The following is a 15,530-nucleotide window of genomic DNA, read 5'->3' on the forward strand; positions in this document are numbered from 1 at the left end:
TTATTGAAGGGAAATATTTAAATGACCATACTTTGGATGAATCTCGCCATAGTATTAATTTTTTCATACCTAGCAAGATATTTTTCTGCTTATTCCCTTATTACACCAACTGGCTTTAAAATTTATAAGCCTAATAAGATATGGGTTTGTGGAGTTGTTTTGTGTCTGGTCTTTATTTCAGGCCTGAGAACAAATATCGGTGATACTTTCAACTACAAAAATATTTATAGAGAAAATGACTTTACTTGGGAGTATATTACTTCACAAAAAGATATAGGCTTTGGAATCTTACAGATGATTTTAAAGTATTTTTCGGAAGACCCACAGATCATGATATTTACTACAGCTCTAATAACAAATGTTTTAATAATTATAGTCCTATATAAATACTCAAGATTTTTCGAACTTAGTACTTTTGTATATGTTACTGGTGGGTTGCATTTAGTTTCAATGAATGGAATACGACAAGTACTAGCAGCAGCCATTTTTTTCACTGCAACCAAGTATTTATTAAATGGGAATTTTATAAAGTATGCTGTAATAGTTCTTATTGCATCGACCTTTCATCAAAGTGCACTTATACTACTCCCTATTTACTTTTTAGTAAGAACAAAAGCTTGGACTAAGTCGACTCTAGCCTGGTTATCTTTTTCGGTAATTATCGTCCTTGGTTTTGGTCAATTTACTTCTTTATTATTTTCAGCTTTAGAAGATACTCAATATAGTGATTATTCAAATTTCAATGAAGGTGGCGCCAGTGTAATAAGAGTAGCAGTAGGTGCTGCACCATTATTAATTGCTTACCTAGGTAAAGATAAACTTCGAGATATATTTCCCAAAAGTGACTATATAGTAAATATGGCTTTATTAGGCTTGGTCTTTATGATCATTTCAACCCAACAATGGATATTTGCAAGAATCTCTATTTACTTTAATTTATACCAGTTAATTCTAATTTCATGGATTATTGAGCTTTTTAGTAAAAAGGATCAAAAACTAATATATTATTTAATTCTTGTGTTATTTTTTATTTTTTATTTTTATGAAAATGTCATCAGTTTAAATATTTTATATAAAAGTGATATTATAGAAAACTTATTTTAAGGGAGAAGGTGGAAATATTGGATGGGTTAAATTCTCCAAAGAGGATATTACATATTGTAAGTGCAATGGATCGTGGCGGGGCCGAAACGATTATTATGAATATATATAGACATGTAGATAGAAAGAAAATTCAATTTGATTTTATAACTCATTCAAATATGAAACAAGATTTTGAGGATGAAATTATCAGTTTAGGTGGAAAATTATTTAAAATTCCAAGTTTAGGTGAATCTGGACCTATAGTATATCTTAAAAGGTTAGCTAAAATTATGTCTTCTTATCCATATCAAGCCGTTCATGCTCATACAGATTATCAAGCTGGCTTTCCCGCTTTAGCAGCAAAGTTGGTTGGAATTAAAATAAGGATTTGTCATTCCCACAGTAATAATTGGAATAAAGGGAACCATATAAAGGGAAAATTAACTCATAAAGCTCTGCAAACTATGATGAAAGTTTCGGCAAATAGATATTGTGGATGTAGCCCTGAAGCTACACGTTTCATGTTTGGTAAACAAATCGTTAAAAATAAAAAGGTTTTAATATTAAAGAATGGGATTAATCTTACTGAATTTACTGAAACAAATAACAATAGCAAAACAAGCGTCATAAGAGAATTTGAATTAAGAAAAGATGTAAAAATCATTGGACATGTGGGACGTTTTTCAGATTCGAAAAATCATATTTTTATTTTGAAGTTTTTAGAAACTTTATTAAAGAAAGATAGAAGATTTATAGCTCTTTTAATTGGAGATGGACCCTTGAAGTTAGAAATTGAGCAAAAAGCTGATGCTTTAGGAATAAAAGACCATATAAGGTTTTTAGGGGTAAGAACGGATATACCTAGATTAATGAATGCCTTTGATGTTTTTTTATTTCCATCTTTATTCGAAGGGTTTGGAATTGCAGCCTTAGAAGCACAAGGAGCCGGTACACCTTGTATTATTTCAGATACCATACCAAAAAGTACTGATATGGAATTAGGGCTAGCCTCCTTTATTAGTTTAGATGATCCACTTGATATTTGGTGTGAAGAAACAATTAATTCCTTACTTATTGCTACACCTGACAATGAAACAATAAAAAAATTCATATCGACTAAAGGATATGATATTAAAAGTAATGTTAAAGATTGGCTAAAACTATATGAAGTATCCTAAAAAAGAGGTTTTAAGAATGAAGAAAAAAATCTTGATTACTTCTTTTGATTTGGCAATAGGCGGGGTTGAAAGAAGTCTCATAGGGTTGTTAAATCAAATCGATTATAATAAATACGACGTCGATTTATTATTATTTAAACATGAAGGAGAATTTCTTTCTCTTATTCCAGATGGCCCCACTTTATTGCCGGAAGAACCATCTTATACAACATTTAGAAAATCTATTCATCAAATAATGAAAGACGGTTTTTATCCAATTGCTATTTCTAGAATTATTGCAAAATATACTGGTCTTTTTCATGGTAAAGTAAAGAAAGTTGAAGAGCCAGGTTATTTATCTATTCAATATGGATGGGAGTTTTCTAATCGTTTGCTACCAAAACTGAATAAGGAATATGATGTGGCCATAGGTTTTCTATGGCCACATCATTTTATCGCAGATAAGGTTAAAGCCAAGAAAAAAATCGGCTGGATTCATACCGATTATTCAAATATATATATAAATGAAAAAATAGAGAAAAAAATGTGGCGGAAATTAGATGAAATTGTAGCGGTTTCAGAAGAATGTTCTCAAAGATTTTTAAATATTTTTCCTGATTTCAAAGATAAAACAACAGTAATTGAAAACATATTATCACCTGAATTTATTAAGAAACAAGCACAGGTTGAAAATCCAAAAGAGATTACTAAAGTTCTAGGAAAAACTATATTATTAACTGTCGGTCGCTTAACACATGCAAAAGGTTTAGATGAAGCTATAAGAGCTTGTAAAAAACTGGTAGACGATGGATTTGACATTGAATGGTATGTTGTTGGTTATGGTCCTCTAGAAAATCAACTAAGAACCTTGATAAAGAATTTAGAAGTGGAAAAGCAATTTATATTATTAGGGAAGAAAACTAATCCATATCCATATATCAAGGCATGTGACATCTACGTTCAACCATCCCGATATGAAGGAAAGGCAGTGACAATTCGTGAAGCGCAAGTCCTAGGAAAACCAGTGGTGCTAACAGATTTTCCTACTGCTAAAAGTCAAGCGGTCAATGGGTTTGATGCCTTAATTACAGATTGTGGTCAGGATGGAATTGTTGAAGGGCTCCGGGAAATCATTAATAATGATGTTTTTAGAAAGAAATTGGTTTCAAATGTCCTTTCTAAGGATTATGGTAACGAAAATGAAATTAATAAAATCTATGGATTAATGGATGCTTGATCTTATACGAAGGCGAGGTACTTCTAAATTGGGAATACTTGTTACCGGCGGAGCTGGATTCATAGGAAGCCATACATGTGTAGAACTCCTGAATGAGGGCTATGATATTATTGTGGTTGATAATTTTTCTAATAGTAAACCTGAATCTTTAAAGCGTGTTTGTGAATTAACGGGGAAAATAATAAAGATTTATCAGGTCGACCTTTTAAATCGAGATTTTCTCGAAAAGGTGTTTATGGATAATCAAATAGAAGCCGTTATCCACTTCGCTGGACTTAAAGCAGTGGGAGAATCAGTCGATCTTCCTCTCAAATATTTTAAAAACAATATTACATCTACTATTATTCTTTGTGAAATCATGCAGAAATACCAAGTGAAAAATCTTGTATTTAGTTCTTCTGCTACTGTCTATGGGATGCCGGAAAGAATGCCAATTTCAGAAGAATTTCCATTACAAGCATTAAATCCCTATGGAAGAACCAAGTTAATGATTGAAGAAATACTTCAGGATTTATATATTTCAGATACTGATTGGAGTATTTCAATTCTGAGGTACTTCAATCCAATTGGTGCTCATGAAAGTGGAAACTTAGGTGAAGATCCTAGCGGAATTCCCAACAACTTAATGCCATACATCACGAAAGTAGCTGTAGGAGAATTGAAAGAATTACAGGTTTTTGGGGACGATTATCCAACTATCGATGGTACAGGTGTCAGAGACTATATTCATGTAGTCGATCTTGCACAAGGACATGTATTAGCGCTTGAAAAAACTCTAACAGCATCTGGAGTAAACATCTATAACCTTGGTACTGGAAAAGGGTACAGCGTATTAGAAGTCTTATCAGCATTTGAATCAACAACTGGGGTTAACATTCCATTTAAAATTACGCAACCTAGACCAGGAGATGCTGCAGTGTGCTATGCTGATCCTACAAAAGCGGAAAAAGAGTTGAACTGGACTGCAAAGAGAAACCTTGATGATATGTGTCGAGATTCTTGGAGATGGCAATCTCGAAATCCCAATGGGTACAAACAGAACAAAGATACAGAAAATCCTCGCTTGGAACAAAGTGAGGATTTTTTAATACAAAATTAATCGAAATATGGTGAAAAGAATGGAACAAGAAGATTTAAATAAGGAAAAGTTCAAAGATTTATTATTGCATGCTTACAAATTAGGTACAGAATCAGAAAACATGAAGGTAGCAAATTTAATAGAAGAAATCAAACAACAATTAGTTGTTTCGAATCGTAAATAAATCCGCCGGAAGTGAAATTATGAAGAGAATGTTTGATTTATTCATATCAATCATTTTATTACTTTGCTTAAGCCCACTATTAATAATTATTGGTACCTTAATAAAGATTAGACTTGGATCACCTATTCTATTTAAACAGATGAGACCAGGTCTAAATGGAACTCCATTTTTTCTTTACAAGTTTCGTTCCATGAATAACCAAAAGGATGATAAGGGAAACCCTCTACCCGATCACTTGAGATTAACTCGATTTGGTAACTCCCTTAGAAAGTTCAGCCTTGATGAATTGCCTCAGTTAGTTAATGTGGTTAAAGGAGATCTAAGTTTAGTAGGGCCACGTCCGCTTTTAATGGAATATCTACCGTTATATACAAAAAATCAAGCTAAACGACATCATGTACGCCCTGGTATTACTGGATGGGCACAGATAAATGGGCGAAATGCTATAACATGGGAAGAGAAATTCAATTTGGATGTTTGGTATGTTACTCATCGAACATTCCTACTAGATATTAAAATTTTATTATTCACGGTATACAAAGTGATTCAATCTGAAGGTATAACTTCTGCAACACATGTAACAATGAGTCCTTTTAAGGGTTCAGCCGGAAATGAAAGAGGGGAGCAGAGATGAGAATTGTAATAATCGGAGAAGGTGGTCACAGTAAAGTTATAAAAGACATAATAGATTCAATTAAGGGCTACGAGATTATTGGATATTTAGACGACAAATATGAACAAACACTCGTTAAAGAAAATCTTTTTTTCTCACCGCTTTCAACGGTATCTAATTTACTAGATTATTTCACGGATATAAAGTTTATTATTGCAATTGGTGACAACCATGTTCGAAAAAAAATTGTTCATCAATTGAATATCCATGATTCTTTTTACGTTACGTTACGGCATCCTTCGTCAATTATTAGCTCTAGTACACAAATGGGCGTAGGCACTGTAATCATGCCATTTTCAGTCATTAATGCAGACACTAAAATTGGTCACCATTCAATTATCAATACTGGTGCTGTGATTGAACACGATAACAATATTGGAGACTTTGTACATATATCTCCTCATGCTACATTAACGGGTTCTGTCAAGGTAGAAGAAGGAGTTCATATTGGTGCCGGCTCTACACTAATACCAAATGTAGAAATTGGAGAATGGTCTGTTATCGGAGCTGGGGCTACAGCTATTCATAACATTCCACCTCATAGTTTAGCTGTTGGTACTCCAGCCAAATTGAAGAATAAAATTGGATTAGGAGGTGTGTAAAGTGTTAAATGCTACTATTAAAAAGCGAATTTTCCTTTCATCACCACATATGAGCGGAAATGAGGAGAAGTATATTAAAGAAGCTTTTGAAACAAATTGGATTGCGCCGACAGGACCCAATATAGATGCCTTCGAAAAAGAAATAGCGGAGTATGTAGGAGTACAAGAAGCTGTTGCAGTCAGTTCAGGAACTGCAGCGATTCATTTGGCTCTTTCTTTATTGAATGTGAAGAAAGGGGATACCATTTTTTGCTCAAGTCTTACATTCGTTGCAACTGCAAATCCAATACTCTATCTAAACGCGGAACCTATTTTCATTGATTCAGAACCGGAAACTTGGAATATGTCTCCGATTGCCTTAGAAGAAGCATTTAAAGATGCAGCATCTGTAGGCAAGCTTCCTAAGGCTGTAATTATTGTGAATCTATATGGTCAACCCGCTAAAATGGATGAACTGATAACTATCTGTAATCAGTATGAAGTTCCAATAATTGAAGATGCAGCAGAGTCACTTGGTGCCACTTATAAAGGAAAGGCGAGTGGTACACTTGGAGACCTAGGTATTTATTCATTTAACGGAAATAAAATCATAACAACTTCTGGCGGGGGAATGATTGTTTCTAATAACAATTCAGCAATGAAACGATCTCGGTTTTTAGCCACTCAAGCAAGAGATACAGCATCTCATTACCAGCATAGTGAACTAGGTTACAATTATCGGATGAGTAACATCCTTGCTGGAATTGGAAGAAGTCAATTAGAGGTATTGGAGGATAGAGTAAAAGCCAGAAGAGCAATTTACGACCTATATTATCAAGAATTGGCTTATCTACCTGGAATTACGTTTATGCCCGAATTAGAAAATACCCGATCTAATCGTTGGCTGACAGCATTGACAATTAATGAAAATGAAATAAAGATTTCCATACCAAAGATACTTGATTTTCTAGAAAGAGAAAATATTGAAGCAAGACATGTCTGGAAACCGCTTCACTTGCAACCTCTCTTTCAGACTTACAATTACTATCCTCATAATAAAAAAACTGATGTTTCTGAACATCTTTTTCAGACGGGAATTTGTCTTCCATCCGGGTCCAATATGACTCGTGACGATCAAATGAGAGTAATTCATTCATTAAAGAAAGCACTAGTATAAAGAATGGTTACACTCCATTAATCCATTACTCCTAGTGGTAAATGGAAAAAACATTGAAGAGGTAAACATATGATTGGTAAAAATATTGCAGAGTTAAGAAAGAAAAGAGGTTATACTTTGTCGGAACTTGCTCAACAGGCAAAAATCTCGAAGTCTTATCTAAGTAATATAGAACGTAACCTTAATAAAAATCCGTCATTGCAAGTTATGGAGAAAATTGCGAACGTATTAAATGTTGATTTCATAACACTACTAAAACAAGAAACTACCAAGGTTAACCCATGCTACTTAGAAAAAGAATGGATAGATTTCGTAGAAGAACTTAAAAAAAATGGTCTTAAAAAAGATCAAATCAAAGAGTATAAACCGTTAATTGAGTTTATAAAATGGCAAAATGAATCATCAAAATGAAAAAGTATTATTAGTAAGGTGGTGAAAAATGTTACCGAAAGTAAGTGTTATAGTACCAATCTTTAAAGTAGAAAAATATTTAAAACGCTGCGTGGATAGTATTCTAAATCAAACTTACACTAATTTAGAAGTAATCTTAGTTGATGACGGATCACCAGATAATTGTGGAGAAATCGTAGATGGTTATGAACAAGCAGATTCGCGTATTAAAGTTATTCATAAAGAAAATGGTGGGTTATCTGATGCTAGAAACTTTGGGGTGAAAATTGCTACAGGAATTTTTACTCTTTTTGTAGATAGTGATGACTGGTTGGAACTTAATATGATTGAAGAGCTTGTTCATGCAAGTTTATCCTTTAAAGCTGATATAGTTCAATCAGCTTTTTATTATGCTTATGATGATTATTTGCTTTTCGATAATCGATATTTTACCAAAGATGACACACCTCTGGTTTTAGATAACCAAGCACTTATGACTGAGTTAGTCATAAATGAAAGAGTTAAGAACTTTGCCTGGGGAAAGTTGTATAAGACAAGCCTTATTCAGGATCTACCTTTCAAAAAAGGTGTTTTATTTGAGGATGTATTTTGGGCACATCATGTTATGCAGCGTGTCCAAACATATGTTATTATTCATAACCCTTTGTGCTACTATTTCCAAAGAAATGACAGTATAGTTGCAACATATACTCCTAGAAATTTGGATATTATTAAAGGATTAAAAGAAAGACACTGCTTTATTGGAAAATTCTACGGGGAATTAGCTAATGATTCGTACCAGTTGTTATTAAAAAATATTTTCATTCATTATAATCTCCTTTTAGCTAACCGTTCAAAAGATAAAGATGGGTTATTACGGAAAGACCTTCATAAGTACGTAAAGGACCATTTTATTGAATTTAATGAATCCGCTTCGAATAATCATGTATTACAAAAGCAATTGTATCTTTTTAATATTCACCCTTTATTTCATACTTTATATTTGATAGTTAACAAGTTTTTAAGAATAGCACGCTTCCAATCGAAGACTTCAAAACTAGAACGCATAAACTTGTCTTAATAAAAAGGAGCTATTAATCATAATGAATAAGATAAATTATTATTTTAAAAAAAACGTAGCCCTTTTGTTAATTTATATCTTTAATATGTTTCCTGTTAAGAATAATAAAATCTTTCTTTATAGTTATTATGGTAGCCAATATGGTTGTAATCCAAAATATATAACAGAATATATCCTGGAGCATTATCCGCGAGATTATTTCGATCTTGTCTGGGCATTTAATGATTTGGAATCTAAAAAATCTCTAACTAATTTCAGGAAAGTTAAAACTATGAGCTTGAAATACTTCTACGAATTATGTACTTCCAAAGTTATAATTACAAATTTCAGAACAACTGAATTATTCATAAAAAGGAAGAGTCAATATTACATTCAAACTTGGCATAGCTCCTTGAGATTAAAGCAAATTGAGAAAGATGCAGAAGATAATCTTCCTGAACAATATATCAAAATGGCTAAAAATGATTCGTTGAAATGTGATTTATTATTATCCGGATGTAAGGATAGTACAGATATTTTTAAACGAGCATTTTGGTATAAAGGGGAGATATTTGAGCAGGGTATACCTAGAAATGATTTTCTTTTTCAATATAATTCAAAAATAAAGCAAAAAATACTAAATAATTTAGGAATACCAGAACAATATAATGTCATTTTATATGCTCCTACTTTTAGAAAAGGTAATGGCGTTGAAGTATATAACATAGACTACTCAAGTACGCTACAAACTTTGAAAGAAAAGTTCGGTGGTAAGTGGGTTTTTTTAATTAGACTACATCCTCATCTACTCTCTGTGAGGAATCAAATATTTAAAGGGAAAGATGTAGTTGATGTAACTTCATATGATGATATTCAAGAACTGCTATGTGTTTCGGATGTTCTAATTTCGGATTATTCATCAATGATCTTTGACTACTCAATAACTAAACGTCCCTGCTTTTTGTATGTACCAGACTTATTGAAATATACAAAAACAGATAGAAAATTATATTATAACATTTCAGAATTACCATTTTTAAGTTCAAAAACAAATAGTGAATTACAAGAAAGAATTAAACAGTTTAACTCTGATAAATATATAAGAAATTTAAATGTATTTCTTAATCAAATAGAATCATATGAAAATGGAAAAGCGAGTGAGAGCTTAGTAAAGCATATTGAAAAAATTTGTTTTTACAGACCTGGAGGGAAATTCGATGAATCACTACAAAATAGGCTACACAACGGGAGTTTTTGATTTATTTCATGTTGGTCACTTAAATATTTTGAAAAGAGCAAAAGAAAATTGTGACTATCTTATAGTAGGGGTTAGTACAGATGATTTGGTTAAAGAATATAAGAATAAATTGCCTATTATCCCTCATAATGAAAGAATAGAAATTGTGGCTGGAATAAAATATGTCGATCAGGTGGTAGCTCAAACAAGTCATAACAAGTTTTCAGCATGGGAAAATTTTAGATTTAATACAATGTTTCATGGTGATGACTGGAAAGGAAGCCCTCTTTTTAATGAATTGGAGGAAAAATTTAAATTGGTTGGTGTGGATATAGTTTATTTTCCTTATACTAAAGGTATTTCAACTACAGCTGTAAAAGAAAAAATAAAAATTTAAATTTTTATATATTTTTTAAAAGCTTCTGATTCCATATAATTCTATTTTACTCCTGACTTATAGCAAATAATTAAAGAATCTAAGAAGAATAGTAGGACAATGAAAAATTCATTAAAGAAACGAAGTGAATACTACTTAATGAAGAGGAAAAAAATGATTTTTGTAATTGATTCATTAGTTGGAGCTGGAGCAGAAAAAAGTTTAATTACACTTTTATCATCGATAGATCATTCTAAATATTCAATTGATTTAATGTTGTTTGCTCATGGCGAACTTTTAGAAAGTCTACTACCAGAAGAAATAAATATATTAAAACCATTAAAATATACTGAATTTTCAAATATGAACTTAAAGAATTCATTAATCTACTCTATTCGAAAATTTAATTTCAGGATGCTTTATTCTAGAATTAAATATTCAGTGAATATTCGTTCAAAAAAGTATAGTAATCCCCAAAAAGCAAGATTGTATTGGGAAGCAGTTTCATCGGTCATTGAAAAAAATCATAAAGAGTATGATATTGCTATTAGTTATGCTCAAGGTATTCCGACCTTCTATGTTGCGGATAAAATTACTGCAAAAAAAAAGTTTGCATGGGTAAACGTAAGTTATCGTTTAGATAATAAAGAGAGAGATTTTCAGGCTGAATATTACAAATGTTATGAAAAGATCGTTGCTGTATCCGACTCAACTAAGAAAATATTCTTAGAGACTTTTCCTTTTTATAATGAAAAAATAAATGTTATGTATGATATTAATAACCCTGACCTTTTAAAAGAGATGGCTGAAAATGGTGTTGGTTATGAAGATAATTTTGAAGGGTTACGTATCTTGACTATAGGAAGACTGGCACACCAAAAGGGATATGACATTGCTTTGAAAACTTGTAGATTACTAAAAGAAAAGGGTATTAACTTTAAATGGTATGTACTCGGAAAAGGTCCTTTGAAATTTGAGATTGAAAAATATATTAGAAATTACAATTTAGAAAATCACATTAAGTTATTAGGTGTAAATGCAAATCCTTATCCCTTTATAAAAGGTTGTGATATTTATGTACAAACATCTAAATTTGAAGGATTCGGTCTTGCAATTGCAGAAGCAAGATCACTTAATAAACCGGTGGTAACTACTAGATTTGATTCAGTATATAGTCAAATGATAGATGGTAAAAATGGTTTAGTTGTTGATATGAACGAAGATGCTGTATATCACGGTATCTTAAGATTAATAAATGATAAAGAACTAAAAGAAAATATTATTAATTATTTAATAAAAGAAAAAAAAGGGAATATAGAGGAAATTGAAAAATTTTATAAAATGGTGGATTAAATTCAACATAAAAGAAGGTAATATAATTGAAGAAAAAAATTTTCTTCATGTTAATCAACATGAATGTAGGTGGAACTGAAAAAGCGTTACTTAATATGCTATCAGAAATTCCAACTGATAAATATGATATTACAGTTTATATGCTAGAAGATTTTGGTGGGTTTGCGCCCTATATACCTAAAGAAATTAAAGTTGAATATTTTCCGGATTATTCTAAAATTAAAGATACTTTAAATAACCCACCCCATTTAACTGCATTAAACCTTTTAAAAAGGGTAAGGTTAATAGCTGCATTTAAGTTAATATTCATTTATACAATTACAAAAATCACTAAAGATAGAAGTGTTTTTTTTAATTATTTACTAAGAAGTGTTCCTAAAAGTGATATTAATTATGACTTAGCAATAGCTTATGATGGTCCAATGGACTTTATAAGTTATTTTATTTTAAAAAAGGTAAGAGCAAAACAAAAGTTACAATGGATTCATTTTGATATTACAAAAATAGGATTTAACAGAAAATTTGCAAGAAAGACCTACAAAAAATTCGATAAAATTTTCGTTGTTTCTAATGAAGGTCTGGGAAAAGTAAATACATTGCTTCCCAGTATTGCTTCCCAAACAGAAGTATTTTCAAATATTATTTCTACTAAGTTAATATATTCTGAAGCTAAAAAAGGGAAAGGGTTTTTAGATGAATTTCAAGGTATTAGAATTTTAACCGTTGGTAGGTTGTCTAGCGAGAAAGGTCAAGATATAGCAATTAGAGTCCTAGCTAGGTTGGTTCGAAATGGTTATAACGTAAAGTGGTACTGTGTTGGTGAAGGTAATTTAAAATCCTCCTATGAAAAACTAATAAAAGAAGAACAGATAGAAGATAAATTTATACTATTAGGTTCAGATCCCAATCCATATACTTATATGGATCAGTGTGATATATATGTACAACCATCAAGACATGAGGGCTTCTGTATTACTTTAGCTGAAGCTAGGTCTTTAAATAAAGCTATAATAACGACTGATTTTACTGGCGCTAAAGAACAAATAAAAAATGGCGAAACAGGTTTAATAGTAAGTTGTGAAGAAAATGAAATTTATGATGGAATCATAAAATTAATAAATAACCCTGATTTATGCATAAGATTTTCAACTAACCTTTCCAATGAGAGCATTGATTCAACAGAAGAGATAAATAAATTAATGAGTATATAATAATTTTTAAGGAGAAAGTAATGAAAAATATTTTGAAGAAGAAAATTACGCTAGGAATTTGGTCCATAAAAGTATTTAAGACTTCATCATATATTTTGAATCCCCCTACTAACAATTTAGAATGTCCAACAATACAAGCAAAAGATGTTACTGATTTACATGCGGAATTTGTAGCAGATCCATTTATCTTACATAAAGATTCAATATTCTATATGTTTTTTGAGGTTCTTGATAAATCCTCTAATAAAGGTGTTATAGGGTTAGCGACTAGTGAAGATGGAGATAAATGGAATTACGATAGGATTGTATTAAATGAGAAGTTCCATTTATCCTATCCATATGTATTTAAATATAATAATGAATTTTATATGATTCCAGAATCAAGTGAAAGTCAAAAGGTTCTATTATATAAATCTAAAAATTTCCCATATGATTGGAGTTTGGTTTCCAAATTAATAGAAGGAAGTTTTGTAGATTGTAGTGTATTTAATTATAACAATAGGTGGTGGATGTTTGCTGGAAAACGTGGAAGGCTACACTTATTTTTCTCAGATAAAATAGATAGAAACTGGAAAGAACATCCTTCTAGTCCCATTATATCCAATAACTCTTCTATTACTAGACCAGGTGGAAGAGTAATAGAAAATAATAATGTTTTATATAGATATGCTCAAGATGGTAATCCTAATTACGGGAGTGCATTAAGAATAATTAAAATTAAAAAAATTTCTGAAACTGAATATGAAGAAGAAGAATCAAATTTGCTTTTAAATGGTACGAAGAGAGAGAATGACTGGAGGAAAGATGGTATGCACACTATCGATCAATTACAAATTTCCAATGATCAATGGCTTATCGCAGTTGATGGACATACATTAAAAGAAAAAAAATATTTACTTTGGAAGTTTCAGCAAATTTTATCTATATTCAAATAAATATAACAGCTTCCTTTAAATCTATCTAATGGTTCTTGTAATCCTTAATACTTCTTTATTACTATTTAAATACGCTTATATATTGCATGTGTTTTAAAAGTTATGGGAAGTTTTATAAATTTTGATTTGACTCAAAATTTGAGATACACAAAACATAAATATCAAGATGGAAGGTTATACGATGAAAAATCAACTTAAAGCTGGTGCAAGTTTATCGTATGTTGCACTTTTCATTAACATACTTATTTCAATAATTTATACACCAGTTATGTTAAATATACTTGGTCAATCAGAATATGGGTTATATAGTTTAGCTAGCTCAGCAGCAGGATATATTGGTATTTTAAACTTTGGACTTGGAAATGCTGTAATAAGATATACTGCAAAATACCGTACATTAAATGATGAAGAAGGATGCTCAAATTTATATGGATTATTTTTAAAAATTTATTTAACTTTAGGATTTTTAGCGTTAATAGCAGGTAGTCTACTGACATTAAATGTTGATTCTATTTTTTCAAGTTCTATAAATGTAAATGATATTCATAAACTTAAATTATTAATGGGTATAATGGTGTTGAACATTTCTACAGGAATAGGGCTAGGTTTATTCAGTGTAATAGTATTGGCACATGAAAAGTTCATATTTCAAAAAATGATTGTGATTGTTTCATCTCTTGTAAACCCAATACTGATATTGCCATTGCTATATATGGGTTATGGTTCTATAGCTATGGCCATTATAACGACATTATTAAATGTATTATTTATTGCTCTTAATATATATTATTGTTTCAAAAGATTAAAAATTAAAATATCATTTGGGAAATTTGAACCTAAACTATTTAAAGAGATTATTATTTTTTCTTCTTATATATTCTTGAATTTAATCATTAGCCAATTATATACATCAACAGATCAAGTTATTCTCGGGATATTTAGTGGAACTGTAGCGATATCTGTTTATGCAATTGGTGCTTCTTTTACAGGATACTTTTCAGGATTTTCTTCAGCAATTTCAAACGTTTTTTTAACAAGAGTATCAGGAATGGTTATTAAAGAAGTAACTAATAAAGAGTTGTCCGATTTATTCATCAAGATCGGAAGGATTCAATATATAATCATTTCATTTGCTTTAAGTGGTTTTATTGTATTTGGACAGGAATTTATAAACTTATGGGTTGGTAAAGAGTATGCGGATTCCTATATTATTGCTTTGATTATTTTAATACCCATGGTGGTCTCGCTTATTCAGGGAATGGGCGGAGTCATACTTCAAGCTAAAAATATGCAAGGTTTTAAATCAATAGTTAACATTTTTATTGCAATGGCTAATGTTGTTATTAGTATTATCTTTGTTAAAATTTGGGGAGTTATAGGGTGTGCTATTGCCACAGCAATTTCATTTACCATAGGAAATATTATTATTATTAATATTTTCTACTGGAAAAAAATCAAATTAAACATACCAAATTTTTGGGTTAATATAACTTTCATGAGCATACCACTTATTGTAAGTGTAATATATGGAAACACTTTAAATAAATTGCTAATAGCTGATTTATGGATGGTTTTAATTGGGAAAATTTCGGTGTTCTCAATAATTTATATATTAGCTATGTGGTTTACAGGAATGAATAAATATGAGAAAAATTTGTTCATTATACCAGCCAAAAACTATTATCAAAAGTTTAGGGTAAGGGTTAAAAATCATATTACCTAGTTAATTAAGGAATTAAAAATTGGAATATATAGACAGTATATACTATTACATTACAATATAATATTTATCATTATT

The 15,530-nt window shown here is 30.7% G+C and carries 16 protein-coding genes; all 16 read left to right on the forward strand.

The window, feature by feature from the left end; genetic code table 11:
* Positions 1-21: 21 nt before the first annotated feature.
* Positions 22-1,104 carry an EpsG family protein gene (locus ACQKL5_RS10335; RefSeq protein ID WP_427608533.1) on the forward strand — a complete coding sequence of 361 codons (1,083 nt, stop codon included), beginning with the start codon at positions 22-24 and terminating at the stop codon, positions 1,102-1,104.
* A 65-nt stretch (positions 1,105-1,169) separates the two neighbouring features.
* On the forward strand, positions 1,170-2,261 hold the full coding sequence (locus ACQKL5_RS10340; protein ID WP_427608790.1) for a glycosyltransferase family 1 protein: 1,092 nt from the start codon (positions 1,170-1,172) through the stop codon (positions 2,259-2,261).
* 16 nt (positions 2,262-2,277) lie between these two features.
* A complete protein-coding gene (locus ACQKL5_RS10345; protein WP_427608535.1) occupies positions 2,278-3,477 on the forward strand; it encodes a glycosyltransferase in 1,200 nt (399 codons plus the stop codon).
* Between the two features lie 28 nt (positions 3,478-3,505).
* Entirely contained in the window at positions 3,506-4,576 is a 1,071-nt protein-coding gene (galE, locus tag ACQKL5_RS10350; protein WP_427608792.1) for a UDP-glucose 4-epimerase GalE, read from the forward strand.
* A gap of 10 nt (positions 4,577-4,586) precedes the next feature.
* On the forward strand, positions 4,587-4,739 hold the full coding sequence (locus ACQKL5_RS10355; protein ID WP_427608537.1) for a hypothetical protein: 153 nt from the start codon (positions 4,587-4,589) through the stop codon (positions 4,737-4,739).
* A 19-nt stretch (positions 4,740-4,758) separates the two neighbouring features.
* Positions 4,759-5,373: a sugar transferase gene (locus tag ACQKL5_RS10360; protein WP_427608538.1), complete on the forward strand. Its 615-nt coding sequence runs from the start codon at positions 4,759-4,761 to the stop codon at positions 5,371-5,373.
* Complete coding sequence (locus ACQKL5_RS10365) at positions 5,370-6,014, forward strand: acetyltransferase (protein WP_427608540.1); 645 nt, start codon at positions 5,370-5,372, stop codon at positions 6,012-6,014. Before ACQKL5_RS10360 ends, ACQKL5_RS10365 begins: the two co-directional genes overlap by 4 nt.
* A gap of 49 nt (positions 6,015-6,063) precedes the next feature.
* Positions 6,064-7,170: a DegT/DnrJ/EryC1/StrS family aminotransferase gene (locus ACQKL5_RS10370; protein ID WP_427608794.1), complete on the forward strand. Its 1,107-nt coding sequence runs from the start codon at positions 6,064-6,066 to the stop codon at positions 7,168-7,170.
* Positions 7,171-7,239: 69 nt separating this feature from the next.
* Entirely contained in the window at positions 7,240-7,581 is a 342-nt protein-coding gene (locus tag ACQKL5_RS10375) for a helix-turn-helix domain-containing protein (protein ID WP_427608542.1), read from the forward strand.
* 28 nt (positions 7,582-7,609) lie between these two features.
* A complete protein-coding gene (locus ACQKL5_RS10380; protein WP_427608543.1) occupies positions 7,610-8,641 on the forward strand; it encodes a glycosyltransferase family 2 protein in 1,032 nt (343 codons plus the stop codon).
* A gap of 22 nt (positions 8,642-8,663) precedes the next feature.
* Positions 8,664-9,878, forward strand: a complete 1,215-nt coding sequence (locus ACQKL5_RS10385; protein ID WP_427608544.1) for a CDP-glycerol glycerophosphotransferase family protein — start codon at positions 8,664-8,666, stop codon at positions 9,876-9,878.
* Complete coding sequence (locus ACQKL5_RS10390) at positions 9,838-10,254, forward strand: adenylyltransferase/cytidyltransferase family protein (RefSeq protein WP_427608546.1); 417 nt, start codon at positions 9,838-9,840, stop codon at positions 10,252-10,254. Before ACQKL5_RS10385 ends, ACQKL5_RS10390 begins: the two co-directional genes overlap by 41 nt.
* Positions 10,255-10,407: 153 nt before the next feature.
* A complete protein-coding gene (locus ACQKL5_RS10395) occupies positions 10,408-11,586 on the forward strand; it encodes a glycosyltransferase (protein ID WP_427608548.1) in 1,179 nt (392 codons plus the stop codon).
* Between the two features lie 26 nt (positions 11,587-11,612).
* Complete coding sequence (locus ACQKL5_RS10400; RefSeq protein ID WP_427608549.1) at positions 11,613-12,797, forward strand: glycosyltransferase; 1,185 nt, start codon at positions 11,613-11,615, stop codon at positions 12,795-12,797.
* Positions 12,798-12,817: 20 nt separating this feature from the next.
* The gene (locus tag ACQKL5_RS10405; RefSeq protein WP_427608550.1) at positions 12,818-13,732 is read left to right on the forward strand and encodes a glucosamine inositolphosphorylceramide transferase family protein; all 915 of its coding nucleotides are present in this window, start codon (positions 12,818-12,820) and stop codon (positions 13,730-13,732) included.
* 181 nt (positions 13,733-13,913) lie between these two features.
* Positions 13,914-15,455 (forward strand): oligosaccharide flippase family protein, encoded by a 1,542-nt coding sequence (locus ACQKL5_RS10410; protein WP_427608551.1) that lies wholly within the window; start codon positions 13,914-13,916, stop codon positions 15,453-15,455.
* The last annotated feature ends 75 nt before the right edge of the window (positions 15,456-15,530 follow it).

It is taken from the genome of Peribacillus sp. NPDC097675 (assembly GCF_050277655.1).
In the GTDB taxonomy this organism is placed as follows: Bacteria; Bacillota; Bacilli; order Bacillales; family DSM-1321; genus Peribacillus.

What these genes read in the sequence shown, in the direction of transcription:
- ACQKL5_RS10410 (WP_427608551.1), top strand. Translation starts at nt 13,914, where the DNA reads ATGAAAAATCAACTTAAAGCTGGTGCAAGTTTATCGTATGTTGCACTT.
- ACQKL5_RS10380 (WP_427608543.1), top strand. Translation starts at nt 7,610, where the DNA reads ATGTTACCGAAAGTAAGTGTTATAGTACCAATCTTTAAAGTAGAAAAA.
- ACQKL5_RS10390 (WP_427608546.1), top strand. Translation starts at nt 9,838, where the DNA reads ATGAATCACTACAAAATAGGCTACACAACGGGAGTTTTTGATTTATTT.
- ACQKL5_RS10335 (WP_427608533.1), top strand. Translation starts at nt 22, where the DNA reads ATGACCATACTTTGGATGAATCTCGCCATAGTATTAATTTTTTCATAC.
- ACQKL5_RS10385 (WP_427608544.1), top strand. Translation starts at nt 8,664, where the DNA reads ATGAATAAGATAAATTATTATTTTAAAAAAAACGTAGCCCTTTTGTTA.
- ACQKL5_RS10360 (WP_427608538.1), top strand. Translation starts at nt 4,759, where the DNA reads ATGAAGAGAATGTTTGATTTATTCATATCAATCATTTTATTACTTTGC.
- ACQKL5_RS10365 (WP_427608540.1), top strand. Translation starts at nt 5,370, where the DNA reads ATGAGAATTGTAATAATCGGAGAAGGTGGTCACAGTAAAGTTATAAAA.
- ACQKL5_RS10340 (WP_427608790.1), top strand. Translation starts at nt 1,170, where the DNA reads ATGGATCGTGGCGGGGCCGAAACGATTATTATGAATATATATAGACAT.
- ACQKL5_RS10345 (WP_427608535.1), top strand. Translation starts at nt 2,278, where the DNA reads ATGAAGAAAAAAATCTTGATTACTTCTTTTGATTTGGCAATAGGCGGG.
- ACQKL5_RS10395 (WP_427608548.1), top strand. Translation starts at nt 10,408, where the DNA reads ATGATTTTTGTAATTGATTCATTAGTTGGAGCTGGAGCAGAAAAAAGT.
- ACQKL5_RS10375 (WP_427608542.1), top strand. Translation starts at nt 7,240, where the DNA reads ATGATTGGTAAAAATATTGCAGAGTTAAGAAAGAAAAGAGGTTATACT.
- ACQKL5_RS10370 (WP_427608794.1), top strand. Translation starts at nt 6,064, where the DNA reads ATGAGCGGAAATGAGGAGAAGTATATTAAAGAAGCTTTTGAAACAAAT.
- ACQKL5_RS10405 (WP_427608550.1), top strand. Translation starts at nt 12,818, where the DNA reads ATGAAAAATATTTTGAAGAAGAAAATTACGCTAGGAATTTGGTCCATA.